Here is a 25,597-nt window from a genome sequence, read left to right as displayed (position 1 = left end):
GGTCCGTCGGCTACCCGCGTCGGTCGGTCGGTCCGACGCAGGCGCAGGTGAGGAAGGCGTCGGCGGCCGGGGTGAGCGGCGCCCGGCGGGTCACGAACGCGACCTCCAGGTACGCCGCCGGCTCCAGGTCCAGCACCAGGGCCCCGGACCGCCGGGCCAGCCGCGACCAGGAGTCGGCGACCACGGCCAGCCCCACCCCGCCGAGCACCAGCGGCAGAAACGCCTCCCGGTTCTCCGACTCCACCGCGACGACCACGTCGACCCCGGCGGACCGGATCTCCTCCACCAGGTCACGCATCCCGGTCCCGGACTCGCCGACGATCAACCGGCGGCCGGCGAGCTGCTCGTGGTGGACCGGCAGGTCCGGCGGGAACGGACCGTCGGCCGGGGTCAGCAGGACCAGCCGGTGCCGGCCGGCCGGATAGGTCGCCAGGTGCTCGGTGGCGAGCCGCTCCCGGCTGGCCAGCAGACCGACCTCGGCAAAACCGGTCCGGACCATCTCCAGCACGGTGTGCGCCCGGGGCGCCGACCGGATCCGCACCGAGACTCCCGGATAGCGGGCGGTGAACCGTCGTACCACGGTGGAGAGCGGCTCGACGGTGGCCGAGGGCATCGCGGCGATCTCCACCCGGCCCGACCGCAGGTCCTGCACCGACGCCACCGTCGCCCGGGCCAGTTCCAACCCGCGTACGACCTGCCGGGCCGGTTCGATCAACGCCCGACCGGCTCCGGTGAGCACCACCCGCCGGCCGATCCGGTGGAACAGTTCACTTCCCAGGTCCCGCTCCAGGGCCCGGATCGCCTGGGACAGCGACGGCTGGGCCACGAACATCGCCTTGGCCGCCCGGCTGATCCCGCCGTGATCGACGACGGCGAGAAAGTACTCCAGCTGTCGTGCGTCCACCGCGCCCACCAATTCGCACCGGCCGTCGGGTTACGCCCGAAGTGTGCCAGTGCCCCGGCCGCTCCCGTGGCCCCCACTCCGACCCGGTCGGCAGCCGGTCACTCCGGAGCGCCCGACGTCCCGCCCGCCGGGGGCCGGCCGGAAACCAACGGCTCAGGCGGGGACGGTGAGGGTGACCCGGACGATCTCTCCCGGCTCCGATCCGGCCTGCCCGAGCAGGCCACCGTCCGGTCCCCAGATCGCCGACCCGCCGGCCGCCGGGTCGAAGCCGCCACCGGTGCCGCCGGCGAAACTCGCGGTGGCGACCCACACCCGGTGGTCGCCGACCACCCGCCGGGCCCGCTCCGCCGGCACGTGGGCGTCCCGGGCGTGGTCGAGGACGGCCGCGACGTAGACATCCATGCCGAGCGCGGCGGTGGCCGCGTCGTGCCCGGCGAACCGGGTGTCGCGGCAGATCGCCAGGCCCAGCCGCCAACCGTCCACGTCGAGTACCACGGGCCCGTCGCCCGGGCTGAACCGCGCCTCGGCCTCGTGCACGTGCACCTTCCGGTACACCACCCGGGCGCCGCCGCCGTCGACGGCCAGCATCCCGATGTGCTCACGACCCGACTCACCCCGGACCGGGGCGCCGACCAGCGCGGTCGTCCCGGTCACGGCGCAGGCCCCGACCAGCGGCGCCAACCGTGGGTCGTCGGCGTCGACCGGGGCCGCGTCCAACTCGTACCCGGTCAGCGACAGTTCGGGGAATACCACCACCCGGGCGGCTGCGGCCCGGACCGCGTCGGCGTGCGCGGCCACGTTCGCGACCACGTCGTACGTCGTGGTCGGCGGTTGGGCCACGGCGATGACCAGCGGCCAGCGCGGCACGGTTCCTCCCTCGGGGTGGCGGGACGGGTCAGTCCCGTTCGATCAGGTGGCCGACCAGGTCCGGGCCGAAGACGGCGGCACCCGAACCGTCCCGGCGCTGGTCGACGTCGGGCAGCTTCACCGGCTCGCCTCGCTTCGACGAGCCGACCGGACGCGGGCCGATCCAGGCGACGACCAGCCGGGACTCCCCCTTGAGGAAGCGCTGCGCGCGGACCCCGCCAGTGGCCCGCCCCTTCGCCGGGTAGAGCGCGAACGGGGTGACCTTCACACCGCTGCCGGTGGAGGTGACCACCATCGCCTCACCGTGGTCGTCGCCGTCGGTACGGATCGCGCCGAAGAAGACCACCTGGGCGTCGGTGCCGAGGGTGATCCCGGCCATCCCGCCGCCCTTGAGCCCCTGGGGGCGGACCAGCTTGGCCGGGAACCGCAGCAGCGAGGCGTCCGAGGAGACGAAGGCGAGGGTCTCGGTGCCGTCGACCAGCCAGGTCGCCCCGACCACCTCGTCGCCGTCCCGCAGCCCGATCACCTCGAACTCGTCGGAGCGGACCGGCCACTCCGGGGCGCAGACCTTCACCACACCCTGCCGGGTGCCGAGCGCCAGGCCGGGCGAGCCGGTCCCCCGGTCGCCGAGTGGCGCCAGGCCGACCACCTGCTCCCCCGGCTCCAACGGCACCAGCTCGGCGGTGGACATGCCGCCGCTGAGCGACACCGTGCCGGACTGTTCCGGCAGCACCGGCAGCGGCAGCACGTCGGTCTTGAACGCCCGTCCCGCGCTGGTGACCAGCAGCACCTGACCCCGCGCGGTGGCCTGGACGACCGCCCGGACCGCGTCGTGCTTGGTCCGCCCGTTGCGTCGGCGTCCCTCGGCGCTCTCCTCCGACTCGGCGGCGGTCCGGGCGACCAGCCCGGTCGCGGAGAGGATCACCTGGCACGGGTCGTCGGCGACCTCCAGCGGACCGGCCGGCGCCGAGGCGGCCAGCACCTCCTTCAGGTCGCCGTCGATCAGCGTGGTGCGGCGGGACCGGCCGAACTCCTCGCCGACCACGGCGAGCTCGTCCGAGACCACCTTCCGGAGCACCCGGTCGTCCTCCAGGATCTCGGTCAGCGCGGCGATCTCCTCGCGCAGCCGCTCCCGCTCGACCTCCAGCTCGATCCGGTCGAACTTGGTGAGCCGGCGCAGCGGGGTGTCCAGGATGTAACCGGCCTGGATCTCGGAGAGCCCGAACTGGTTCATCAGGGCTTCCTTGGCGGCCTGGGCGTTCTCGCTGGCCCGGATCAGCCGGACCACCTCGTCGATGTCGAGCAGTGCCATCAGCAGGCCGTCAACCAGGTGCAGCCGGTCCTGGCGCTTGGTACGCCGGAACGTCGTCCGCCGGGTCACCACGTCGTACCGGTGGGCGAGGAAGACCTCCAGCAGCCGCTTGAGCCCGAGGGTCTGCGGCTGGCCGTCCACCAGGACCAGGTTGTTGACCCCGAACGACTGCTCCATCGGGGTGAGCCGGTAGAGGTCGGCGAGCAGCGCCTGCGGGTTGACCCCGACCTTGCACTCGATGACCAGCCGGGTGCCGTTCTCCCGGTCGGTGAGGTCCTTGACGTCGGCGATGCCCTGCAGCCGGGCCGGCTGCCGCTGGCCCTTGCGCGGCCCGGAGGTGATCAGCTTGCCGCGCACCTCGTCGGTGATCGCCTCGATGATCTTCTCGGCGCCCACCCCGTACGGCAGCTCGACGACCGTGATCGCCTGCCGGCCCCGGCTCCCCTCCAGCAGCCCGATCTCGACCCGGGCCCGCATCCGGACCACACCCCGGCCGGTCTCGTACGCCTTGCGCACCTCGTCCAGGCCGAGCAGCTGGCCACCGGTCGGCAGGTCCGGACCGGGCACGAACTCCATCAGCCGGTCGAGGTCGGCGTCCGGGTGGTCGATCAGCCACCGGGCCGCCGCCACCACCTCGGCGAGATTGTGCGGGATCATGTTGGTCGCCATCCCGACCGCGATCCCCGAGGTGCCGTTGACCAGCAGATTCGGGAAGGCGGCCGGCAGCACGGCCGGCTCGGTCAGCGAGCCGTCGTAGTTGGGCCGGAAGTCGACGGTCCCCTCGCCCAGCTCACCGACGAGCAGCATCGCCTCCCGCGACATCCGCGCCTCGGTGTTGTGGTTGATGAAGGCGCCGGCCAGGAAGGAATGGTCTTCGGACTCCACCCGGACGGAGTACACCTCGGCCGGCTCGGCCGGAACAGCCTCGGCGACCGTCTCGAAGCGGTACCCGGAATCCATGATCGGCAGAATCGTGGCGAGGACCTCCGGGTCCTTCACCCGGTCGATGATCCGCAGCCGTTCCGTCTCCCACCGCTCCATCCGGTCGAAGTTGTGGACGGTGAGCCACTTCCGCCCGCTCCCCCGGCGGTCGAACTCGAGCGCACCACGCACGTAGTCGGCGACGAAGGGGGCGTGGTCGCGCGAGAGGCGGTGCGGGCGCAGCGGTGCGTGACGCAGCAGCTTCTGCAGCACCGCCTGCTTGGTGCGGAGGAAACCGACCCGTTGCGCATACGCCTTGATGTTACGGAGGCCGGAGATCACCAGACGGTGTTCGATCGAGCCACTGGGTCGGGTGTACTGGCGCCGGCAGGCGACCACCCCGAACTCGGCCAGCAGCTCCTGGAGTTCCCGGCCCAGCCGCTCGCTGTAGGTCGTGTACTGGATGGTGAAGCTGTCGTTGGCGACCCGCACGCCGCCGTCGCCCTCGAAGATCGCCATGAGGAAGGCGCGTTTGACACCCCAGCCGCCCGACCAGACGAACTCCGGAACGAACTTCTCGCGCGCCTGGTGCCCGATCAGCTCCGCCAGCGGACTGGCCCGGAACGCGTCCATCCCCCCGGAGAACTCCTGGACGTCCAACTCCAGGATGCGCTTCCGGTCGCGCCGGGTGTGCCGGTCCGATACGTAGCGGGCGCCCCCGACGACCTCGTCGTACGCGTGCAGAACCTCAGAGAAGAAGTGTTCGTCGGTGTTGTTGAAGCCTGCCCGGTTGTCGCTCGCCCAGCCCTCGGAGACCCAGGCGCCAGCCAGTACCCCGAGGTTGTACTCCCGGGCCGTCGGCACGACCTCGGACCACGCGTTGCGGGCGATGCAGACCACCGTCCCCGGCTGGACCTCGTCAAGCCGCCGCCACTGGAACAGCGGTACGCCCATCGGGTTCTCCAGGCAGAGCACCAAATGGTTCTCGCTGCCCCGCAACGAATATCCGGAAGTCGTGGTGATCTGGATGGTCGGGTGTACGCCGGAGTTGAAGACCCGGTTGACCCGGACCGACTTGCCGTCCTTGTCCAGAACCTCAAAATCAACGTCCCGCTCCGCATCGGCGGGCAGGCCGACCAGGTCTCCGATGCGGGGACTGGAGCCGTCGGCGAGACGAATCCGGGTCTCCCCCACGACGCAGTAACGCGCGGCGGCCGGTCCGTCGTCCGGGGAGCCAAAGTTTCCATGTCCGTCGATGAGTGGGGCGTTCAGCGAGAAGTCCTGGGCGAGCCGGACCATCGCGTCGTAGATCGCGGTGTCGCCGTGCGGGTGGTAGCGACCCATCACGTCACCGACCACCCGGGCCGACTTGACGTGCGACCGGTCCGGGCGGTGGCCCTGCTCGCTCATCGAGAAGAGGATCCGCCGGTGCACCGGCTTCAGGCCGTCCCGGGCGTCCGGCAACGCACGGGAGTGGATCACCGAGAAGGCGTACTCCAGGTAGGAGTCCTCGACCTCGGTGGCCAGCGGGTTGTCGACGATCCGCGCCCCCGCCCGGTCGAAGGCGGAGAGGTCGACCTTCGACCGGTTGCCCGTACGGCGTGCCATGACTTCGTGCTCGCTTCCCTCGCCTGTCGCCGGTGACACCGGCGCCGTCACGTCCCTGTTGACCCGTCCGCCGGGATCAGGCGTCGATCGCCTCCCGGTCGACCCGGTTCGCCGACTCGATCAGCCAGTTCTTCCGGGGCTCGACCTTCTCGCCCATCAGCAGCTCGAGGACCTCCTCGGCGGCCTCCGCGTCGTCCAGCGTGATCCGCCGGACCGCTCGGGTGGCCGGGTTCATGGTGGTCTCCCAGAGCTCGTCGGCGTCCATCTCGCCGAGACCCTTGAACCGGGGCACCGGGGTGACCACCTGTTTGCCGGCCTGCTCCAGCCGGGCGATGGTGCCGAGCATCTCGGCCTGGGTGTAGGTGTAGACGGTCTCCGGGTTCTTGCCCCTGGTCACGATCTTGTGCAGTGGCGGCACCGCCGCGTACAGCCGCCCGGCCTCGATCACCGGCCGCATGTACTTGGCGAAGAGGGTGATCAGCAGGGTCCGGATGTGCGAGCCGTCGACATCGGCGTCCGCCATGATCAGGATCCGGCCGTAGCGCAGCGAGGCCAGGTCGAAGGTACGCCCCGAGCCGGCCCCGAGGACCTGGACGATCGCCGAGCACTCGGCGTTGTCCAGCACCTGCTGCAGGTTCGCCTTCTGCACGTTGAGGATCTTGCCCCGGATCGGCAGCAGCGCCTGGTACTCCGAGGTACGGGCCAGCCGCGCGGTACCGAGCGCGCTGTCCCCCTCGACGATGAAGAGTTCGCTGCGCTCGACGCCGGTGGAGCGGCAGTCGACCAGCTTCGGCGGCATCGACGCGCCCTCCAGGGCGGTCTTGCGCCGGGCGGCGTCCTTCTGCTGCTTCTGGGTCAGCCGGACCCGGGACGCGTCGACGATCTTCTGCAGTACGGTCCGCGCCTCGGACTTGGTCTTCCGGTCCTCCAGCCAGGCCTTGATGTGCTGCTCCACCAGGGTCTGCACGACCTTGGTGACCGGCGCGGTGGAGAGTTCGTCCTTGGTCTGCGAGGTGAACTGCGGTTCCGGGATCCGGACGTGCACGACGGCGGTGAGCCCCTCCAGCACGTCGTCCAGGACCGGCGGGTCCTCCTTCGGCCGGAGCAGGCCGCGGGCGTTGCGGATCGCCTCGGTCAGTGCGCGTACCGCGCCGCGCTCGAAGCCCTTGCGGTGGGTACCGCCGTGCACGTTGCGGATGGTGTTGGTGAAGCACTCCACGGTGCGGTCGTAGCCGGTGCCCCAGCGGAAGGCGATCTCGATCTCGGCCCGCCGCTCGACGTTGCTGCGCATCACGCCGTTGGAGTCGGCGGCGTTCTCCCGGTAGGTGCCCGTGCCGGTGACCAGCAGCGTGCCGGAGACCGGCTTGTCGCCGGCCGGGGCGAGGAAGTCGACCATGTCGGCCAGGCCGTTCGGGAAGTGGAACGTCTCCGCGCTTATCGACCCGCCGGTCGCGTCGCGCAGCACGTACGTCACCCCGGGCACCAGGAACGCGGTGTGCCGCAGTTTGGTCCGGACCGCCTCGACGTCCAGGGCGGCGCCGTTCTCGAAGTAGCGGGCGTCGTGCCAGTAGCGCACCGAGGTGCCGGTCGACTCGCCCCGCTTGAGTTTGCCGGCCAGCCGCAGCCCGGGGTGCGGGGTGAACGTCGCGGTTGGTCCGGCGCCGTCGAAGGTCCCCGGGGTGCCGTGCTGGAACGACATCTGGTGGGTCTTGCCGTCCCGGCGTACGGTCACGTCGAACCGCCGGGAGAGGGCGTTGACCGCCGAGGCGCCGACGCCGTGCAGGCCGCCGGAGGTCTTGTAGCCGGAGCCGCCGAACTTGCCGCCGGCGTGCAGCCGGGTCAGCACCAGCTCGACCCCGGAGAGCCCGGACTTGGCGTGCACGTCGGTCGGGATGCCCCGGCCGTCGTCGTCGACCTGCACCGAACCGTCGGCGTGCAGGGTGACCTCGACCCGGGTGGCGTGACCGGCGACACCCTCGTCGGTGGCGTTGTCCAGGATCTCGTTCAGCAGGTGACCCACGCCACGGCTGTCGGTCGACCCGATGTACATGCCGGGCCGCTTCCGGACCGCGTCCAGACCCTCCAGGTGGGTGAGGTCGTCGGCCCCGTACAGAATTTCAGGCTGTGCAGTCAACGAGCTGAACTCCCAGGATGTGCCGGTGGTGTGTCGCGGGTCGGCGCCACTGGCGGTCGGGCGCCGGGCCCCACGCCGGTAGCGAGCGTACCCACTCCGGTGATCAGCTTCCGGGAGCCTCCGGCCGGACCGGTCCGCGTGGCGAGCAACATCACCCGATTCTGCTGGCCGGGTATGACAGGAGTGCCGGCGGTGACCGGGGACGCCGGCTGTGAACCCGGGTGCGGATGGGACCAGCGGTACGGCACGATGTCCGCCATGTCGTCGCAAGGATCGTTCGGTCCGCCCCAGCTGCCGGTCGGCACCCAGGTCGTGCTGCGCGAGACCGGCGCCGACCTGACCGGCGTACGGGTGCAGCGCGGCGCCACCGGCCGGGTCGTCGGCTACGACGCGGCTGCCGACGACTACCTGGTCGACCTCACCGACGGCCGGCGGCTGCGCAGCCCGCGCGGGCGGCTGGCGCTGCGCAAGGCGTACCAGCAGCAGGTGGCGGTCGGTGCGGACCAGCCGGCGCTGGACGGGCCGGAGCTGGTGGCCCGGCACACGATCTACGCGGCGGTGGTCGGCTCCCGCGCCTTCGGGCTGGCGACCGAGGAGTCCGACACCGACCTGCGCGGTGTCTACGCCGCCCCGGCGTCGGCGTTCTGGTCGCTGGTCAAACCGCCGCCGCACGTCGACGGCCCGGAGCCGGAGCAGTTCTCCTGGGAGGTCGAACGCTTCTGCGAGCTGGCGTTGAAAGCCAACCCGAACCTGCTGGAGGTGCTGCACTCCGGCGACGTACGGGTGCTCACCCCGGTCGGTGAGGAGTTGCTGGAGCTGCGGCCGGCCTTCCTGTCCCAGCTGGTCTTCCAGACCTACTCCGGGTACGTGCTCAGCCAGTTCAGGAAGCTGGAGGCCGACCTGCGACAGCACGGCCAGCCCCGGTGGAAACACGTCATGCACCTGCTCCGGCTGTTGCTGAACGGCCGGGACCTGCTGCGGCACGGCCGGCTGGTCCTCGACGTCGGCGAGCACCGCGACCGGCTGCTGGCGGTCCGGCGGGGCGAACTGGGCTGGCCGGAGGTGGAGTCCTGGCGGCTGACCCTGCACGCCGGGCTCGACGACGCGCTGCGGGACACCGTGTTGCCGGCCGGGCCGGACACGACCCGGGTCGACGCCTGGCTCCGTTCGGTCCGGGCCCGCAGCGCCCGACAGACCCTGCTGTCCGGCGGGACCGGAGCGGACGGGGAGGCGTGGTGAACGGCGGCGCGGCCCCGGACCTGACCCGGCTCGACCCGGCGGAGCTGGGTGGTGTGGTCGCGGAGCAGCCGTACCCGCTGCTCTTCGCCACCGTCTCCGGCGCCCACCTGTACGGCTTCCCGTCCCGGGACTCCGACGTCGACCTGCGCGGCGCCCACCTGCTGCCGGCGGCCGAGGTGGTCGGGTTGCGGCAGGGCCCGGCCACCCTGGACCGCACCTGGATCCGGGACGGGGTGGAGATCGACCTGGTCACCCACGACGTGGCGAAGTTCGTCCAGCTGCTGCTGCGCCGCAACGGGTACGTCCTGGAGCAGCTGCTCTCCCCGCTGGTCGTGGTCACCGGGGTGGTGCACGCCGAACTCGTCGCGCTGGCTCCCGGCTGTCTGACCCGCCACCACGCGCACCACTACCGGGGCTTCGCCCGCACCCAGCAGCGGTTGTACGCCGGCAGCGGCGAACTGAAGCCGCTGCTGTACACGTTCCGGACCCTGCTCACCGGCATCCACCTGATGCGCACCGGTGAGCTGCTGGCCCACCTGCCGACCCTGGTCGACCGGGTGCCCGGGGCGCCGGCGTACCTCGGGGCGCTCGTCGCGGCCAAGGCGGCCGGCGAGCACCGCCGGCTGGCGGAGCTGCCGGACGCCCCGGCGGCGGAGCGGCTCGACGCCGACCTGGCGGCGCTGCACGAGACGCTGGACCGGGCGCAGCGGGACTCCCGGCTGCCCGAGCAGCCGGACGCCGCGGCCGCCCTGCACGACCTGCTGGTCCGGGTCAGGCTGGCGACGGTACCCGGTACGTCTCCACCAGCTTGTCCATGATCGCGTCGAGCCGGGCGTCGACCCGCTGCCGGGTCGGGTCGGCGTCGTACCAGGCGACGATCTCCCGGGCGCCCTGGCTGAACGGCACGGTCGCCACGAAGTCCGGGACCAGCCGGCGCAGCTTGGTGTTGTCGAAGACCATCGAGTGGGTCTTGTCGCCGAGCAGCCCGGCGCCCCAGTCGGCGTCGTGCGCCGCGATGGCGGCCGACGGCACGTGCACGATCCGGGCCGTGGTGCCGGCGGCGGCGGCCAGCGCCTCGGCGATCTGGTTCCAGGTCAGCGCCTCGTCGGAGGTGATGTGGAAGACGTCGCCGACCGCGGCCGGGTGGCCGAGCAGCGGGACCAGTCCCTTGGCGAAGTCGGTGTGGTGGGTGAGGGTCCAGAGCGAGGTGCCGTCGCCGTGCACCACGATCTCCCTGCCCCGCCGCATCCGGTCCAGCACCGTCCAGCCGCCGTCGAACGGCACCAGGGTCCGGTCGTAGGTGTGCGAGGGGCGGATGATGGTGGCCGGGAAATTCTCCTCCCGGTACGCCTCGACCAGCAGCTCCTCGCAGGCGATCTTGTCGCGGGAGTAGCGCCAGAACGGGTTGCGCAGCGGTGTCGACTCGACGATCGGCAGCCGGGACGGCGGGGTCTGGTACGCCGACGCCGAGCTGATGAAGACGTACTGTCCGGTCCGTCCCCGGAACAGGTCCATGCTGGTCCGGACGTGTTCCGGGGTGAAGGCGATCCAGTCGACCACGGCGTCGAACTCGAGGTCGCCGAGCGCGGCCCGGACCGATTCCGGGTCCCGGATGTCGGCCCGGAGCACGGTCGCGCCGGCCGGCAGCGGACGCTTGTCGGCGGTGCCGCCCCGGTTGAGGACGTACAGGTCGAAGCCACGCTCGACGGCGAGCTGGGAACAGGCGGAGCTGATGATCCCGGTGCCGCCGATGAACAGAATCTTGCGGGGGTTGATGGCACTACCTCCTGCTCATCGCGATCTTCCTCGAAGGGCTGCCAGTATGGCCCGATCCCGGACCGGTCACAACGCCACCCGGGGTTGACGTTCGCACTACCGTCGATGTTCTCCACCACGGCCGCGGTCACCGATGCGGAGGCGATGTGTACCGGGACTTCTACACCACGCTCGCCCAGGTCCTCCCCGTCCTGTTGCTGGCCCTGATCTGGGACTCCCGCTACCTGGACCAGGTACGCCGCCAGCAGCGTCCGTCGCGTCGGGTCGACCCGGCGGGCGGCTACTTCTGGACCAAGCCCCGGGTACGGGCGTACTCGCTGACCATCGCCTCGGTCATCGTGGTCGAGTTGGCGGTCGTGGTCTTCGTCCTGGCGGGGGCCCTGCCCGACTCGACGGTGCTCCGGACGGTCCTGGTCGCGGGGCTGGTGCTGTCCCTGGGCACCCTGTTGTTCCGGGTGGCGGTGGACGTGGTCGACGCCACCCGGCCCGAACCGCCGCCACCGGCGGCAGCGGCTCCGGAGCCGGCGGCACCGCCGGCCCGGACGGCCGTGGACGAGGCGGCGGGCACGTCAGCGGTCACCGACGACGCCACGGTCAACCGGCCCGGGTAACATCGCCGGACCGAACCGCCCCTTTCCGCGTCTGTCGAGGATGTCATGCAGCTCCGTCCGTTCCCGGTCGACCTCGCCGCCACCGTGGCCGCCTGGGCCACCTCGCCGAAGGAGGCCGCCATGTGGTGCGGGCACACCGACGGCCCGGTGCCCGCCGAGAAGGTCGCCGGGTGGGCGGTCGGGGACGACGTACAGACGTTCGGGCTGTACGACGGGGACGACCTCGTCGCGTACGGCGAGTTGTGGTCGGACAAGGAGGAGGCGGAGTCGGAACTCGCCCGCCTGATCGTCGACCCCCGTCGCCGGGGGCAGGGCGTCGGCCAGCGCCTGGTGGCGGAGCTGACCGCCCGGTCGACGTACCCGAGCGTCCTGCTGCGGGTCCATCCCGACAACCACGCCGCGCTGCGCTGCTACGCGGCCGCCCGGTTCACCCGGGTCAGCCCGGAGCAGGAGGCGGAGTGGAACGCCCCGCAGCCGGTGCCGTACGTCTGGCTGGTCCACACCCGCTGACCTGACCCGGCCGGGGTCGCCGGCCGGACGGCGACCGCGACGGCCCAGGCGATCCGGCGGCGCCGGCCGAACGGCGTACCGCCGCCCCGGTCGGCTCCCCGACAGCGGATCGACGTTCATTGCTCCCGGTTGCGGCCCGGTGCGACGATTCACCGCGAATGGTGGTCGGTGCGCGCCGCCGCGGCCGAAGGAGACGCCAATGGCCCTACCGCTCCGCGTGACCCTGTCGCCCGAACGGCTCGACGTGGTGCCCGGGGACGCGCCCACCGTCGCGGTCACGGTGACCAACACCAGCGACGTCGTCGAGCACTACGTGATCGACCCGCTGGGGCTGCCGGAGGGCTGGCAGGCCCGGACGGAGCCGGAGGTGACGAAACTCCGCCCCGGCGAGACCGGCACCGCCTCGATCACCTTCGGGGTACGTCGGGAGCCGCCCGCCCCGGCCGTCTCACACGTCCTCGGCGTGCTGGTGCGGTCCCGTTACCGCGAGGACGTCTCCCGCTGCGAGGAACTGCCGTTGACCGTCGCCCCGGTCGACCGGGTCGGCCTCCGGGTCGAGCCCGAGGTGGCGTCCGGTGGCCGGTCCGCCGGGTACGCGGTGGACGTCACCAACACCGGGAACACCCCGCTGCGGCTGCGGCTGACCGCCACCGACCCCGAGCGCCGGGTGCTCGCGCGGTTCGACCCGCCCACCGTGGACCTGCCGACCGGCACCAGTGCGCGGGCGCTGCTGACGGTGCGGGCCCCGGTGCCGTGGAACCGGGAGAAGCAGCGGACGCTGAACATCGAGGCCGTCGGCGTCGGGGTGGCCGGGCAGATCAGGGCGAGTTTCGTCCAGCGCCCCCGGTTCGCCTCCCGGTTGACCCGGGTCGCCGGGCTGGCCGGCGGCGTCCTGGTACTCGCCGCCGCCGTGGTGGTCGCCGCGCTGATCGCCCGCCCCGGCCCGCCGCCGACCCCGCCGGCCACCCCGGTCGCCGGGGCCGACAGCGGACCCGTCGCCGGTGGAGACCCCACCCCGGCGCCGTCGGCGACCCCACCGGCGCCCACCCCGACCGCTCCCACGGTGACTCCGACCGTCGCCGCCACGCCCGAGGTGACAAGCGTCGGCCCGGCCCGCCCGCAGGAGATCGACCTGACCCGGCCACCCGGCGTCAGCGAGGGCTTCGTGCCCAGCGACGCCTTCCGGGAACAGGGCATCCTGCTCAGCGGCAAGCCGGACCCGGACGGTCCGCCGGAGTGCGCCACCGCCACCGCCACCGCGGTACGGGTCGACGGCTCCGGCAGCCGCTTCCTCACCGCCGCCCGGCCCGACGCGGCCGGCGCCTGCGACTTCGTACCGGTCCAGATCAGGTTCGTCGACCCGGCCGCCTCGGTGGAGATCAGGCTCGGCGGCAGCGGTACCCGCCGGCTGGAGGTCGTCTACCGCGACCTGTCCCGGACCGTCGAGGACGACCTGACCGCCGAGGACGACGGCCGCCGGGGCGGCATCGACTACGTGGTGGTCCGGGGCCTGCCGGCCGACCTGACCCCGGTACCGCCTCCGGCCGCCCTCCAGCAGCTCCGGTTCACCCCGCTCCCCCGCTGACCGGTCCCGACCCGGTCCACCCCGCTCTCCCCGCTGAGCGGCTCCGGCCGGTTGCCGGTCAGGGCTGGGCGGCGAAGGTGATCTCCGTGATCGCCAGGTCCCGGAACCGGGTACCGGGATAGACCTCCTCGACGACCAGGGTCACCGTGCCGGTCGGTGCCACCGTCGGCAGGTCGATCGTCTGCGCCTCGGCGCTGTCCGGCAGCACCCACGGCACCGAGCCGCCCTCCGTGACGACCGTCAGCCGGGCCGCCCGCTCGTTGTTGCGGTAGTCGGTCGGTGTCCGGGCGTACCCGTTGACCAGGGTTATCCGGGCGAGCCGGACCGGAGCGTCGAACTCGAAGGTCAGCCGTACCCCGATGTTGTTCCTGAGCCGGTCGCCGTCACTCTGCCAGCAGGTGGCCAGATCGCCGTCGAGCAGGTTGCCGACCGCGAACCGCGCGGACTCCGGCACGATGCTGGAGGCGTCGGCGCGGACCCGGTCGGCCGGGATCGGCACCGGCGCGGCGGAGGGCGTCGCACCCGGCCGGTTCTGCAGCACACCCGAACGGGCCACCAGTAGCCCGGTCGCCGCGACGACCGCGACGACCAGGGCGGCGACCAGCGCGATCAGCGGGTACCGGGGCCTCCGGCGAATCGGTGCCGGCGCGGGCGGCATCGGTGGCGGCGGCACGCTGACCGGCACCACGCGCAGCTCCCGACCACACCGCTGGCAGCGGATCCGGGCGGCCGGATTGCCGTAGCCGCAGCTCGGACAGGCGACCTCGCCGGGTCTGACCGTCACCGGGCCGTACCCGGCCGGGACCTGCCGTGCTGCCGGTGGGGGCGGCGGCGCGAAGACCGCGGTGACATCCTCCACCTCACCCGGGGTACGCGCCACCACCCGCGCCTCCGGCTCCGACGCGTCGCGCAGGAACATCAGCGGGTAGCCGCAGCGGGGGCAGAGCCGCTCCCGGTCGGGGCGTACCGGCCCACCGCAGTCCGGGCAGGTCACCGGAACGAATCCGGTGCCTCGGTCACCGACCACCGGCACCACCCGCTTCCGTCCCGTCCCCCGGGTCAGCCGGGCGGTTCCGCCGCTGCCCCGGACCGCCCTCGCCCCGGGACGGGAAACGTACGTCGAGCCGCAGCTCGGCGCCGAGCGGCAGTTCGGCCTCCAGGATGCCGCGTACCTGCTGCTCGGTGAGATGACCGGTGTGGTCGAGGCGAACCGTGACGGTCGGATCGGGCGGCGGGATCTCGTCCCGCTGGCCGTAGACGCCACCCCCGTCGTCCACCAGCACCCGGGAGCCGGTCGCGGCGGCCAGCAACCCCTCGATGCCGTACCGGGTGCCCCGCCAACCGAGCAGCTGCCCCACCTCGCGGACCAGTTCACGCTGGTACTCCGGCGGGTCGGTCGGCTCCAGTTCGAGGCCCAACCAGGAGGCCAGGAACTGGAGCATCTCCGGACTGGCCAGCCCGACGTCGAGCTGGTGCTCGATGCTGTCGATCCGGTCCCGTACCGAGTCGGCGATCTCCTCGAAGGCGGCCACGAACCCGTGGACGACCGGATCGGCGGCGAGGGCACGGGGCAGCTGGGCGGCCAGCCAGCCGGTCGCGGCGGTGCTGCTCACTGCTGCACCACCACCCGATGCTGGTACGACATGAACAGCGCCTCCGGGATCAGCCGTACCCGCTGGTCGACCTGGTCCAGGGTCTCCCGCCGGCGCAGGTCGACCGGAAAGAAGTGGACCGCCTCCACGCCCTGCACCCCGAACGCGTCGTGCAGCACCGCGTACACGTCGCCGAGCCGCAGGTCGACGCCGAACGGCCAGCCCCCGCCGCCCGGTCCGCCGGTCAGCGGGTTCAGGAACGCGTACAGGGCCTGCTCGGCGCGTTCCCGTACGGTCTCGGTGCGGACCCCGGGCCCGGCCCGGACCTCGGCGACCACCTTCACCCCCTGGTAGCGCGGAGTCTGGATACGGATCCGCATGGTGAGCAGCCGGCGTGGTTCCAGGTACGCCTTGATCTGCTCCTCCAGCTCGGCCGGTACCGCGAGGTCATCGAGCCCGAGCGACTCCGGCGGCACGTCGACCCGCGGCACGACGAACAGCCGGGCCGGCTCACCAGGCCGCTCCGGCGGCAGGCAACGGGCCCGGGCCACCGCCGGTGCCGCGTCCAGGGTGAGTCGTTCGATGTCCTCCGCGGTGACCGCCCGCCGGCCGCCGCGCAGCAGCAACGGGCCGCGCAGCTTCGCGTTCTCCACCGTCTCGGCGTCCACGCCGCCGATGCTCGGGTCGAGGTTGGTAACCGACGCCACGAACGGGATCGAGGTGTGCGGCACGGTCAGTCGGCCGGCCGGCACGTTGCCCCGCCGGCCCCCGCCGAACCGGTATCCGGTCACCATCACCTGGGCGTCGATCGGCGGTATCGCCCCGTGTTGCCAGACCCGCCCCTCCCGGTCCAGCACGCGGGGACCGAACCGGATCTCGCCGGTCGCCCCGGACCAGGTGAAGACCCGGTCCTCCTCGGTGGCGTCGGCGAGGTCGGCGACCTCGGTCCACTCCTGCTCCTCGGGCTCGGCGGACCGGTCGTGCCGGGGCAGCACCACCCGTACCGTCTCACCGGGCCGGCGGGGCAGCACCGGGATCCGTCGTACCTGGAAGACCTGGCCCGGACGGCCGTCGCTGACGCCGAGCAGTTCGGCCGGGGCGGGCTCGGCGTGGTGCGCCGAGACGGCCCCGCCGAGCGCGGTGACGGCGACCGACTCCAGTTCGGGCGGGTTGGTGTAGGCCGGCTGGCCGGGTTCCGGTCGGAGCAGTCGGCAGCGCAGCCAGTGCGCCCGCCGGGTGCCCAGTGCGAGGCTCTCGTGCCGGGGCGGCACCAGCATGGTGACCTGCCCGGGAGTGTTGAACCCGGCGCTGGTGTCCGCCAGGATCCGCACCTGACGCCAGTCCCGGCCGTCCCACGCCTCCCAGGTCCGGGGCGGCCGGCGCGGATCGACGCCCGCGCCCTCCGGCCCGGTCGTCACCGCCAGCCGGAGCAGGTTCGCGGCCGCCGAGGCGGCGAATCCGAAGTAGACCGCCTCGTCCGGACGCAGGGTCGGGAACAGGCGTACGGCGGACGCCTCCCGCCGCAGGTCGTCCCAGCGGTCCTCGAACCGGCCCTCGGTGTGGATCAGACAGGCGACGAGTTCCGGGGGCACGATCCGGAGGTCGTCGTCGGTGAGGAAGACGACCGGTTCCTCGTCTCCGCTGCGTTCGGTGCTGACCTGGGTCCCGGCCGGCACACGGACCGGTTCGGCCCGGGGCGCGGTGAGGGTGAACAGCAGGTCCGCCCGGGCCGGCACGGCCGAGAAGAGTTCGACCCCGACCAACTCGAGAAACTTGACGTAGAGCCGGTCGGGCACCTGGTTGAGCCGGTACAGCGTCATCTCGGTCATCCAGGCGAAGAGTTCGACCAGTGCGACACCCGGGTCCGACACGTTGTGGTCCGTCCACTCCGGACAGTATCGGGGGATCCGACGTTTGGCCTCGTCGACGATGTCCTGGAACCGCCGGTCGTCGAGGTTCGGTGCGGGCAGGCTCACGAGTCGCGCTCCTCGATCGGGATCGTGTAGAAGGGGAAGACGAGGTTGCGCCGGTCGTTCGTCGCCCGCAGCCGGTAGCCGAGTTCGATGAGCACACTGCCGTTCCCCGGCTCGGCAAGCGCCTCGACCCGGTCCAGCACGATCCGCGGCTCCCACCGCTCGATCGCCTCCCGGACCGCCTGCTCGACCAGGCCGAGGGTGCCCGCGGTGAGCGGGGCGAAGACCAGATCCCACATCGCGCAGCCGAACTCCGGGCGCATCACCCGCTCCCCGGGCATGGTCGACAGGATCATCCGGATCGCCCCGTCGATCTCGTCGGCACCTCCGACCAGCCGGACCGCGCCGGCGTGGGAGACCGCGGCGGGGAAGCCCCACCCCCGGCCGATGAAGTCTCCGCTCATGTCACCTCCTCGTTCCGTCACCGCACCTCCGCACGCCGCCGACCCGCGGCACCGCGCCGGCTCATCCGACCAGTACGTCGGTCGAGCCGCCGGCGATCGTGCCGGCCGGCAGGTCGGTCGGGTCGTTGCAGGTCAGCACCGGGTCGCCGACCCGGGCCAGTGGTTTGCCGTTGACCAGCACCAGCGTCGACCCGGTGACCACCCGGCCCTGGTTGGTCGGCGGCCGGCTGAACGACGTGCCGGGTGGCGGCAGGTGCGGCGGCAGGTTCTGCGCCACACTCCCGGCCACCGCCACCGGCAGCCCGTTCACCAGCACGTCCGGAGAGAGCCCGGAGACGAGCCTGCCGGCGAACGGCAGCGGCATCGGGGTCGGCACCGGACCACCGGGCGACGGGACCAGCACGATGTGGGTGTCCGTCCCGGTCACCGGGTCGTTCTGCCGGGCGGCCGGCTGCCCCATGTCGCCACCTCCGCCTAGTTGAGCCTGATCGGCTTGCCGGACAGGGTCAGCGGACCGCTGGCGCTGATCTCCACCTGTGCCCCGGTCAGCTGCAGCTTCTGGCTGGCCCGGATCTCCACCTGGCTCGCCGACACCACCAGCTTCTGGTCGCCGGTAAGGGTGGACTCCGCCTGTTCCAGGTGCAGGGAGCAGCTCCCGCCGCCGAGCGCCAACTCCACCGACGGGGTGGGCTCGTCGGTGAACACCAGTCGCGAGTCGATCCGGCTCACCAGCATCCGCGCCTGCACCGTCTCACCACCGGCGACGTCCGGCTGCGGCGGCGGATCCTGCCGGTTCCACACCCCACCGAGGACAACCGGTCGGCCCAGGTCGCCGAACTCGAACCCGACAAGCACCTCGTCGTCCACCTCGGGCAGCCACTGCAGCCCCCGCCGGGCACCGCCACCCGGGGTGACGACCCGGGCCCAGGTGCTCTCGTCGTCGGCGGAGAGGGTGGGCAGGGTGACCTTGACCCGACCGAGCTGTTCCGGGTCGTTGTTGTTGGTCACGATGCCGGTGACCAGGCCACCCCAACCCTGGCCGGTACGCGGACCGACGCCACCGTCGGTGCCGCCGACCAGGTCGGCCAGGGTCGCCGCGTCCCTCCCGCCACAGACGAACCGGGTACGGTACGGACGGTTGGCGCCGTACGAGTGCTCGACGCTGGTGACCCGGTAGCGGCCGGAGAGCCGGGCCCCGACCTGCTCGACCCGGACCTCGGCACCGGCGCCCAGCAGCGGGTCACCGGCCGCCTCGCCGCGCAGCACCGCCTCCCCCGCCGAGGTACGGAACAGGAACGACCGGGCCAGCGCGTCCGCCTCCGCCTGGTCAACGACCGGGAACTGGCCGGCCGACCGGGTCACCCGCCCGAAGCTGCGGCGGGCCGCCGCCGCCAACTCCTCGGCGGCCGGCGCGTCCGTCCCCGGCTCGCCCTCGCTGGCCCGGCCGGTCACCGCGCGCTTGCCGAGCGAGTCCCAGCCCCGGACCTCCACCTCGTCGCACCGCTCGGCCGAGGCGAACCGTACGGTGAAGTGGTGCAGGTTGCCGCCCCAGCGCAGCACCGGCGGGGTGCCGCTGGCCCGCGGACCGCGCTTGAAGTGGAAGGTACGGTCGCTGATCCAGAAGTCGAATCCGATCCGGACGGCGCGGCGACGGAGGAACGCGTAGTCCGTCTCGCCCACCTGCAGCACGTGTTCGAGCACCTCGCCGGTGCTGTCCACGTCCGGCTGCAGGCCGTACTCGCCGGCGATCCGGGTCGCGATGTCGGCGTCGGTGACCCGCTGGAAGCTGCGCGACTTCGGCCCGCGGGCCAGTCGGTGGGTGAGGTCGAGCCCGCTGAGCACCAGTTCGTGGCGACCGGTGACGCCGGGTTGGACCGCCATCGCGGTCACCTCCCCGACGGTCACCACCACCGGGTCGTTCTCGGCCCGGAACGCGACCTCCACCCGGGTGCCGACGGTGAACGTACCCCGGTCGAAGAGTTCGAAGTGCGGGTCGTCGAAGTGCAGCGCGAACTCGTCCGGCAGGTGCACCGACTCCTCGACCCGGGCCAGGGTCAGCCGGCTGTACAGGTCGGTGTCCAGCGGCCGACCGTCGACGGTCAGCACCACCCCGTCGAGTCGCCGCCCCTGGTCAGCCACGGCGACGCACCGGCAGTTCGGGGATCACCAGCAGCGCCCCGGCGGGTACCGCGAACGGGTCGACCACGGCGTTGGCCTCGGCGATCAGCCGCCACCGGGTCGGGTCCGCGTAGTGTGACGCGGCGATCCGGTCCAGGGTCTCGCCCTGCACCACCCGGTGCACGGTGTGCAGGGTCGGGGTGTGCGAGGTGGGGTTCTGCAGCGGCCGGACCTCGTCGTCCTCGTACTGGCGGAGGAACAGCTCGACCTTGGCCCGCAGCGGCGTGCCGTCACTGGCGAAGAAGGTGAACTTGACCTGCATCCGCTCGACGATCGCCTTGAACGAGTAGATCCGTCCCCAGTGGAACTTCACCCAGGGAGGCCGGGCGCTGTTGTTCTGCCCGTCGGAGCCGGCCAGGTTCCGGTCGACCTTCATCAGGTCGAGCAGTTGACCGGTGTGCTTCCGGACGTCGGTGCCCTTGTCGGTGGTGTCCAGCACCAGGTTGAGCGTGAGGGTTGCCGGTTGACCACTCTGGAAACGCATGACCGGGGCGTTCTGGCCCTTGCTCTCCGCGGGTCGCCAGGTGTTCGCCTTCGCGACGGTCAGTTCGGCCGGGTTGAACAGACAGTCGATCACCGTACCGGTCTCGCTGCGCAGAAACGCCTTCTCCGGTCCCGCCACCTAGAACACCCCCGCCCAGCGGCCGCCCCGCCGTTCGATCTCCCGCAGCAGTCGTTCCTCGACGATCGCCACCACCCGGTCCGGGTCCAGTGGTGTCCCGGACGTCGGCACGCCACCGGTCTCACCAGCGGCCTGCGGCACCGCGCCGACCGTGGGCGGCCCCGCCGCTGGCGCCCCGTCGAGCTGCTCCCACCCGGATCCCGTCGACGCGCTGCCCGGCGCCGGCCCACCACCTGCCGCCGGGGCGCCCCACGACGCTGACGACCCGGCCGGCACGGGGCCGGCCGGACCTGGTGCGCTGTCCGGTACGGCACCGGTCGGGAACTGCGGCATCGCCTCGATCACCGCCTGGGTGGTCTGGGTGACGAGTTCCCGTACCGCGCCGAGCCCGCCGCCGACCGGCAGCCGGTCGACGATGCCGGCCGCGATGGTGTCGGCGACGCCGGCCGGCCCGGCGGCGTGCAGGTCCCGGCCGGCGGCGAGCGCCTGCCGTTCGTCGTCGTCGAGCAGGCCGCCACCACCGGCGAGGAGGAACCGCGGCCGGCGTACCGGGTGGCGGGTGTGCGCCAGTTCGTGCGCCAGCACAGTGGCGGCGGCCGGGCCGCTCGGTACGGCCGCGAGGTGGACCACCGAGCCGGTGGTGGCGCCGAGCGCGCCGGCGGCGGCCAGGGCGTGCCGGGTCGCCGGACCGGTGGTGAACCGGGGCGGACTGGTCCGGCCGGTGATCGCCCGGGCGAGTGCGTGCAGGCCGGACGGCAGCGGTCGGGGCGACTCCAGCGGGCGGGCGGCGACCGCAGCCTCCCAGCGCTGCCGGGGTGTCTCGGTCCCACCCGGGGCGGCACCCGCGAGCGGACCGGTGGCACCGGGCGGCGCGAGCGCGAAGGCGGGACGCGGCGGGGCGGTGAGCCGTACCGCGCCGGTCGGGTCGGGCACGGTGCCGGGTGCGGCGACTCCGGCTCCGAGCACCGGAAGGTCACCGGCGGAGTGTGGCGGCCGGACCTCGGGACCGGCGGGTGGTCGGGCGGCGAGGGTGGCCGGCCGCGCAGCCAGGATGCCGGCGGAGCGCCCCGGCGCCGGGGGGCGGCCCGGCCCGGCGGCGGATCCGGGGGCAGCGGGTCCGGGGGCAGCGGCACCAGGATCGGCGGTACGACCCCGCGTCGCGGGGTCAGCGGAGCCGACGAGGTGACCGGGGCCGGGCGGAGTGGCGTTGCCGCCGCCCGCCGCCTGGGGTACGGCGCCGCGACGGAGAAGCAGGATGTTGGCGCCCGGGCCGGTGGCTCGGGAGGCCGCCGTACCAGGCCCGGCGGAGCGGGTCGGAGCGGCCCCGGGAGCCGCGTCCGGGCGGTGGCCGTACGGGCCGGTGTGGCCGCCGGAGGGCGATGTCAGCGTCGGCGCGGCCGGTGACCGGTACACCGGCACCACGGGCAGGTCCAGGTCCGCCCGGATCACCGGGTCGGACACCACGGAGCCGGGTCGGGAGACCAACGGGCGTGGCCGATCGGGGTGGTACCGGCGACCGGTCCGCAGCAACTGCCCCGGCCCGGGAGCGGCACCACGGTCCGGCCCGGTCCCACCGGACAGCGGCCCGCCGACCGCCGCACCGGTCCGCCCCGTCGACCGCCGACGCCACAGCCGCAGCCGGGTCAGCAGGGCCCAGGGCGGGCGGATCGACAGCGAACCGACCAGGCCCGGGGCGATCGGGCCGGGGCTGGCGGACGACGTCTCCGGCAACCGCAGCCATCGGACGAGCCCGGCCCGCCAGCGGCCCAGACGTCGGACCGGGCGCCCGGACACGGCCGAGCCCGTACCGGTGGCCGGTCGGTCGGAACCGGGGTCAGAGCTTGGTACGGAAGCCAAGGTGACACACCTCCAGTTCCTCGACGGCGAGCTCCCGGGAGGAGGCGGCGAACCGTGGTCCCGTCCACTTGACCGGCTTCGCACCGGTGAAGTGCCAACTCCGTACCGGGCCGCCCCGGCCCTCGAGGACGCTGATCTCGCCGTCCCGGGGCACGACCTTGTTGCCCTTGAGCGTCAGCCCCTCCCCGGAGCATTCCGCGAGCCAGGCGAAGAGCGCGTCACTGTCGGTGATCCCCCGCTTGAGCACCAGGTTCGGCCACTTCATCCGGCCGAGCAGCTTGTGGGTGTACGCGTTCTGCCCACCCTCGGCGACCTCCTCGACCTCGATCTGCACCGACAGTCCGGAGACCTCGGTGAAGGCGCCGATCGTGATGCCGTCGACGGCGAACACGAACCTGCCGGTGAACGGCGGATCGGCCGTGTGTGCGCTAGCCACCCTGGACTCCTTGCCACGCGCGTTCGTTCAGACCGCCGACCTCCTGCAGCAGCCGGATCCGGTCGCCGTGCTCCAGGTCGAGCAGACGGTCCAGATCCCAGTGCAGGTGGTACGCGAGGTAGGCGATCTCCTGCCACAGCTCGTCCTGTGCGTAGTGCCCTAACCCACCTCCACCGACGCCGGGGGGAAAGGGGTGCCGGGCTCCAACGCGTCGAGGATGCTCGGATCCTGGAAGTTGATGATGCGGTAGAGGTCCTGCAGGTAGCTGAAGTCGCTGACGAACAGCGACTCGATGGTCTTCGTGGTCACCCTCGACACCTCGCCGAGTTCGGTGACCACCCTGGCCAGGACGATCACCGTCGCGTACGCGTCGTTCTCCTTGACCCTCGGGTCACGCAGCGGTTCGATCTCGTCCCGGGCGCAGGCGAGCCGCATCGTCCCGGTGCGGTGCAGCCTGCCGTGCTCGTCGAGGAAACCCTTCGGCAGCATGAACGGGTACTCGGTACGCAGACTCATGCCGGCTCCCGGTCGTACCGGTGGGGGTGCCCGGTCATGATCGGTGCAGCCCCTCGTGGGTGATGGTCACCTTCTCGGTGGCGATCTCGCTACCGCCGGCGTCGAGTTCGGCACCGGTCCACTTGGAGACCCAGCCGCGTTCGAAGTTCCAGCGCGCCACCTCGGTCTTCTTGGAGTCCTTGATGACGATGGAGCCGTCCCGCCGCGCCGCGTCGATGTCACCCTCCTCGACCTGCTTGCGCCACTCCCACAGCGCCTTCGACTCGTCGATGCGGCGCTCCAGCGTGATGTCGCTCCACTTCATCGCGCCGGGAACCTTGCGGATGATCATCCGCCCTTCCTTGGTGGCCTCCTTGTACTCGATCGTCTCGGTCTCCGCCTCGACCCCCGAACACTTGCGGAAGCTCGCCAGCTCCACCCCGTCGATCTCCAGCACGAAACTGAAGGTCGTCATGAGATCCGGCATTCTCGACTCCTTTCCCGCACACCCGTTGCCTCATCCCGGCGGACCGACCCGGCGGACCACGCCGGGCCACGGTCCACCCGGTCACTCGCTGGTCGCGCCGCCGCCCTGCCACTGGCTGACCCGGAAGATCACAAACTCGGCCGGCTTCACCGGCGCGATGCCGATCTCGACGATCAGGCGACCCTCGTCGACCGAGGACGTCGGATTGTTGCTCTCGTCGCAGAGGACAAAAAACGCCTGGTCGGCGGTGGTGCCGACCAGCGCACCCTGCATCCACAGACCGCGCAGGAACGAGGAGATGTTGCGCTTCACCCGCTCCCACAGGTCACGGTCGTTCGGCTCGAAGACCGCCCACTGGGTGCCCCGGCGGATCGACTCCTCGACGTAGTTGAACAACCGCCGGACGTTGACGTACCGCCAGCTCGGGTCGGTTTTGGCGAGGGTACGGGCACCCCAGATCCTCGTACCGAAGCTGCCGAACGACCGGATGCAGTTGACCCCCTCCGGGTTGAGCAGGTCCTGCTCACCGGTGGTCACCTCGGTCTCCAACCGGACGATGCCGCGTACCGCCTCGTTCGCCGGTGCCTTCCACACCCCGCGCGCCCCGTCGGTACGGGCCCAGACACCGGCGACGTGGCCGCTGGCCGGGACGGTGAGGAACCGCTCCCCGTTGGTCGCGCCCGGCCGGGCCAGCGGATTCGTCACCACCAGGTTCGGGTAGTAGAGCGCGGCGAAGGCCGAGTCGCGGCCCAGCCGTGACCGCCACTCCAACGCCCGGGTGGCGTTCAGCCCGGGTGGCACGTCCAGCACCGCCATCCGGGTACGGCTCGCCTCGCACCAGTCGACGAGCTGCTTCTGCGCCGCCAGGTACGTCTCCTCGTCGAGGCTGCCGTCCTCGCCCCGGGTGACGGTGACCAGATCCGGGATCGCCACGATCGTCACGTTGTCGGCGATCGCCAACCCCTGGTAACCGGTCCGCTCGGCGACCGAACCCTCCAGGTCGGCCGGAGTCACCCCGGAGGTCACCGGCGGCGGGATCTCCACCGCGTACCGGCCGGGCACCGGCGCCCGGTCGGTCAGCGGTACGCCCTGCGCCGGCCGTACCTCCACCCGGACGTACTCGGAACGGTCGTTGACGGTCCGCTCCAGGGTGCGTGGCGTCTTGCCGGTGAACTGCAGGCCACCGATCTCCTCGCGCAGCGTGCCGTCCTCGTACACCCGGAGGGTGTAGTCCTGGCCGCCGTCTCCGCCGCCGCCGTCGGCACCCGGCGCGACCACCTCCACCTCGACCCGGGCGCCGGGACGCAGCACCGAGACGTCCAGACTGCCCACCTCGGGACGGTTCGCCGAGGGCAGGGTCAGCCGGCCGTGACCGTCCACCCCGTTGCCGCCCGGAATCCGGACCACGTAACAGGTGCTGCCGCCGTTCTCGAAGAAGCCCCGGACGGCGTGCGGCAGCATCGCGCCCGCGACGAACCCGCCGTAGATCCGCTCGTACTGCGGCCAGCTCGTGACCAGTTGCGGCTTCACGCCGTCCGGGTCGGTCGGATCGCCCTGTTCGGCGTCGTACTTCTCGGTGAAGCCGACGAACGCCGCCACGGCCGTGCCGACCCCCTCGATCGGCATCGAGCCACTGGGCTGCTCCTCGATGTAGACGCCCGGTGCTCCGTAGGACGCGGCCACGGGTACCACTCCTCGCTGTCAGGCCTGGATCGCGCTGGTCAACAGCGCGGGGTCGAGATCGCTGGTGTAGGACTCGCCGTAGTGCAACGGCGGGAAGACGCGCATCATCGGCTGCTCGGACGAGCAGGCCACGACCTTGACGGTCGGAAAGTCGTGCACGATCCGCTGGACAAGCTCCGGGGTGTCGCGCTGGTCGAGGTCGAGCACGATGACGTCGGGCAGTGCCTCGACCAGGCCGCCGACCACGTCCGCAGCGCTGGCCCGAACCAACTCGATGCCGTCGACCCGGAGGATCTCCTCGAATCCGAGGCGGTGCAGGGCGCCGAAGTCACCCATCAGCACGCGGGTCATGGTCACCTCCACCGGCCCGGGGATCACACCGACGAGCGTGTGCCCCGGGCCG

22 protein-coding genes and 1 pseudogene are annotated in these 25,597 nt (G+C 72.4%); 5 read left to right on the top strand and 18 right to left on the bottom strand.

Annotation, left to right across the window (positions count from 1 at the left end):
* Positions 1-10: 10 nt before the first annotated feature.
* The 4 genes and pseudogenes from ABGB21_RS05145 to ABGB21_RS05130 form a co-directional block, all read right to left on the bottom strand.
* The gene (locus tag ABGB21_RS05145; RefSeq protein WP_347653601.1) at positions 11-904 is read right to left on the bottom strand and encodes a LysR family transcriptional regulator; all 894 of its coding nucleotides are present in this window, start codon (positions 902-904) and stop codon (positions 11-13) included.
* Positions 905-1,057: 153 nt separating this feature from the next.
* Entirely contained in the window at positions 1,058-1,771 is a 714-nt protein-coding gene (locus tag ABGB21_RS05140) for a carbon-nitrogen hydrolase family protein (protein WP_347676543.1), read from the bottom strand.
* A gap of 28 nt (positions 1,772-1,799) precedes the next feature.
* Positions 1,800-5,522, bottom strand: a pseudogene (locus tag ABGB21_RS05135) (DNA gyrase subunit A); the annotation flags it as partial.
* Between the two features lie 166 nt (positions 5,523-5,688).
* Positions 5,689-7,746 (bottom strand): DNA topoisomerase IV subunit B, encoded by a 2,058-nt coding sequence (locus ABGB21_RS05130; protein WP_347653599.1) that lies wholly within the window; start codon positions 7,744-7,746, stop codon positions 5,689-5,691.
* Between the two features lie 258 nt (positions 7,747-8,004).
* On the opposite strand from ABGB21_RS05130, the gene ABGB21_RS05125 reads away from it, so the two are divergent.
* Both ABGB21_RS05125 and ABGB21_RS05120 read left to right on the top strand, forming a co-directional pair.
* Positions 8,005-8,985 carry a nucleotidyltransferase domain-containing protein gene (locus tag ABGB21_RS05125; protein ID WP_347653598.1) on the top strand — a complete coding sequence of 327 codons (981 nt, stop codon included), beginning with the start codon at positions 8,005-8,007 and terminating at the stop codon, positions 8,983-8,985.
* Positions 8,986-9,005: 20 nt separating this feature from the next.
* Positions 9,006-9,803 (top strand): nucleotidyltransferase domain-containing protein, encoded by a 798-nt coding sequence (locus tag ABGB21_RS05120; protein ID WP_347676713.1) that lies wholly within the window; start codon positions 9,006-9,008, stop codon positions 9,801-9,803.
* Here the strand turns inward: ABGB21_RS05120 and ABGB21_RS05115 are convergent.
* Positions 9,757-10,737, bottom strand: coding sequence for an NAD-dependent epimerase/dehydratase family protein (locus ABGB21_RS05115; protein WP_347653744.1), 981 nt, complete (start codon positions 10,735-10,737; stop codon positions 9,757-9,759). The two genes, ABGB21_RS05120 and ABGB21_RS05115, sit on opposite strands and share 47 nt — an antisense overlap.
* A 170-nt stretch (positions 10,738-10,907) precedes the next feature.
* Here ABGB21_RS05115 and ABGB21_RS05110 point away from each other — a divergent pair, with 170 nt between their 5' ends.
* From ABGB21_RS05110 to ABGB21_RS05100, 3 genes are all read left to right on the top strand, one after another.
* On the top strand, positions 10,908-11,372 hold the full coding sequence (locus tag ABGB21_RS05110; RefSeq protein WP_347653597.1) for a hypothetical protein: 465 nt from the start codon (positions 10,908-10,910) through the stop codon (positions 11,370-11,372).
* Positions 11,373-11,417: 45 nt separating this feature from the next.
* Positions 11,418-11,882, top strand: a complete 465-nt coding sequence (locus tag ABGB21_RS05105) for a GNAT family N-acetyltransferase (protein ID WP_347676541.1) — start codon at positions 11,418-11,420, stop codon at positions 11,880-11,882.
* 199 nt (positions 11,883-12,081) lie between these two features.
* On the top strand, positions 12,082-13,467 hold the full coding sequence (locus ABGB21_RS05100; protein WP_347676539.1) for a hypothetical protein: 1,386 nt from the start codon (positions 12,082-12,084) through the stop codon (positions 13,465-13,467).
* A gap of 58 nt (positions 13,468-13,525) precedes the next feature.
* Here ABGB21_RS05100 and ABGB21_RS05095 read toward each other — a convergent pair whose 3' ends face one another.
* The 13 genes from ABGB21_RS05095 to ABGB21_RS05035 form a co-directional block, all read right to left on the bottom strand.
* Entirely contained in the window at positions 13,526-14,494 is a 969-nt protein-coding gene (locus tag ABGB21_RS05095; RefSeq protein WP_347676537.1) for a hypothetical protein, read from the bottom strand.
* Positions 14,484-15,080: a phage tail protein gene (locus tag ABGB21_RS05090; protein WP_347676535.1), complete on the bottom strand. Its 597-nt coding sequence runs from the start codon at positions 15,078-15,080 to the stop codon at positions 14,484-14,486. Before ABGB21_RS05090 ends, ABGB21_RS05095 begins: the two co-directional genes overlap by 11 nt.
* Complete coding sequence (locus ABGB21_RS05085) at positions 15,077-17,035, bottom strand: putative baseplate assembly protein (RefSeq protein ID WP_347676533.1); 1,959 nt, start codon at positions 17,033-17,035, stop codon at positions 15,077-15,079. The genes ABGB21_RS05090 and ABGB21_RS05085 overlap by 4 nt, the downstream gene beginning before the upstream one ends.
* The gene (locus ABGB21_RS05080) at positions 17,032-17,436 is read right to left on the bottom strand and encodes a GPW/gp25 family protein (protein WP_347676531.1); all 405 of its coding nucleotides are present in this window, start codon (positions 17,434-17,436) and stop codon (positions 17,032-17,034) included. Before ABGB21_RS05080 ends, ABGB21_RS05085 begins: the two co-directional genes overlap by 4 nt.
* 61 nt (positions 17,437-17,497) lie before the next feature.
* The gene (locus ABGB21_RS05075) at positions 17,498-17,896 is read right to left on the bottom strand and encodes a PAAR domain-containing protein (RefSeq protein WP_347676529.1); all 399 of its coding nucleotides are present in this window, start codon (positions 17,894-17,896) and stop codon (positions 17,498-17,500) included.
* Between the two features lie 14 nt (positions 17,897-17,910).
* Positions 17,911-19,575 (bottom strand): VgrG-related protein, encoded by a 1,665-nt coding sequence (locus ABGB21_RS05070; RefSeq protein ID WP_347676527.1) that lies wholly within the window; start codon positions 19,573-19,575, stop codon positions 17,911-17,913.
* Positions 19,568-20,236, bottom strand: coding sequence for a LysM peptidoglycan-binding domain-containing protein (locus tag ABGB21_RS05065; protein WP_347676525.1), 669 nt, complete (start codon positions 20,234-20,236; stop codon positions 19,568-19,570). Before ABGB21_RS05065 ends, ABGB21_RS05070 begins: the two co-directional genes overlap by 8 nt.
* A complete protein-coding gene (locus tag ABGB21_RS05060; protein ID WP_347676523.1) occupies positions 20,237-22,030 on the bottom strand; it encodes a DUF4157 domain-containing protein in 1,794 nt (597 codons plus the stop codon).
* Positions 22,031-22,070: 40 nt separating this feature from the next.
* Positions 22,071-22,529: a phage tail protein gene (locus tag ABGB21_RS05055; protein WP_347676521.1), complete on the bottom strand. Its 459-nt coding sequence runs from the start codon at positions 22,527-22,529 to the stop codon at positions 22,071-22,073.
* Positions 22,530-22,688: 159 nt separating this feature from the next.
* On the bottom strand, positions 22,689-23,045 hold the full coding sequence (locus ABGB21_RS05050; RefSeq protein ID WP_331214090.1) for a hypothetical protein: 357 nt from the start codon (positions 23,043-23,045) through the stop codon (positions 22,689-22,691).
* Between the two features lie 34 nt (positions 23,046-23,079).
* Positions 23,080-23,511, bottom strand: coding sequence for a phage tail protein (locus ABGB21_RS05045; RefSeq protein ID WP_331214089.1), 432 nt, complete (start codon positions 23,509-23,511; stop codon positions 23,080-23,082).
* An 81-nt stretch (positions 23,512-23,592) separates the two neighbouring features.
* Positions 23,593-25,194 (bottom strand): phage tail sheath C-terminal domain-containing protein, encoded by a 1,602-nt coding sequence (locus ABGB21_RS05040; RefSeq protein ID WP_347676518.1) that lies wholly within the window; start codon positions 25,192-25,194, stop codon positions 23,593-23,595.
* An 18-nt stretch (positions 25,195-25,212) separates the two neighbouring features.
* Positions 25,213-25,545 carry a hypothetical protein gene (locus ABGB21_RS05035; RefSeq protein ID WP_347676516.1) on the bottom strand — a complete coding sequence of 111 codons (333 nt, stop codon included), beginning with the start codon at positions 25,543-25,545 and terminating at the stop codon, positions 25,213-25,215.
* Positions 25,546-25,597 lie beyond the last annotated feature (52 nt).

Origin of the sequence: Plantactinospora sp. B24E8, from assembly GCF_039871735.1 — a bacterium.
Taxonomy (GTDB): domain Bacteria; phylum Actinomycetota; class Actinomycetes; order Mycobacteriales; family Micromonosporaceae; genus Plantactinospora.
Note: the sequence above shows the minus strand (reverse complement) of the source record. Positions and strands in the feature narration are given on the sequence as shown.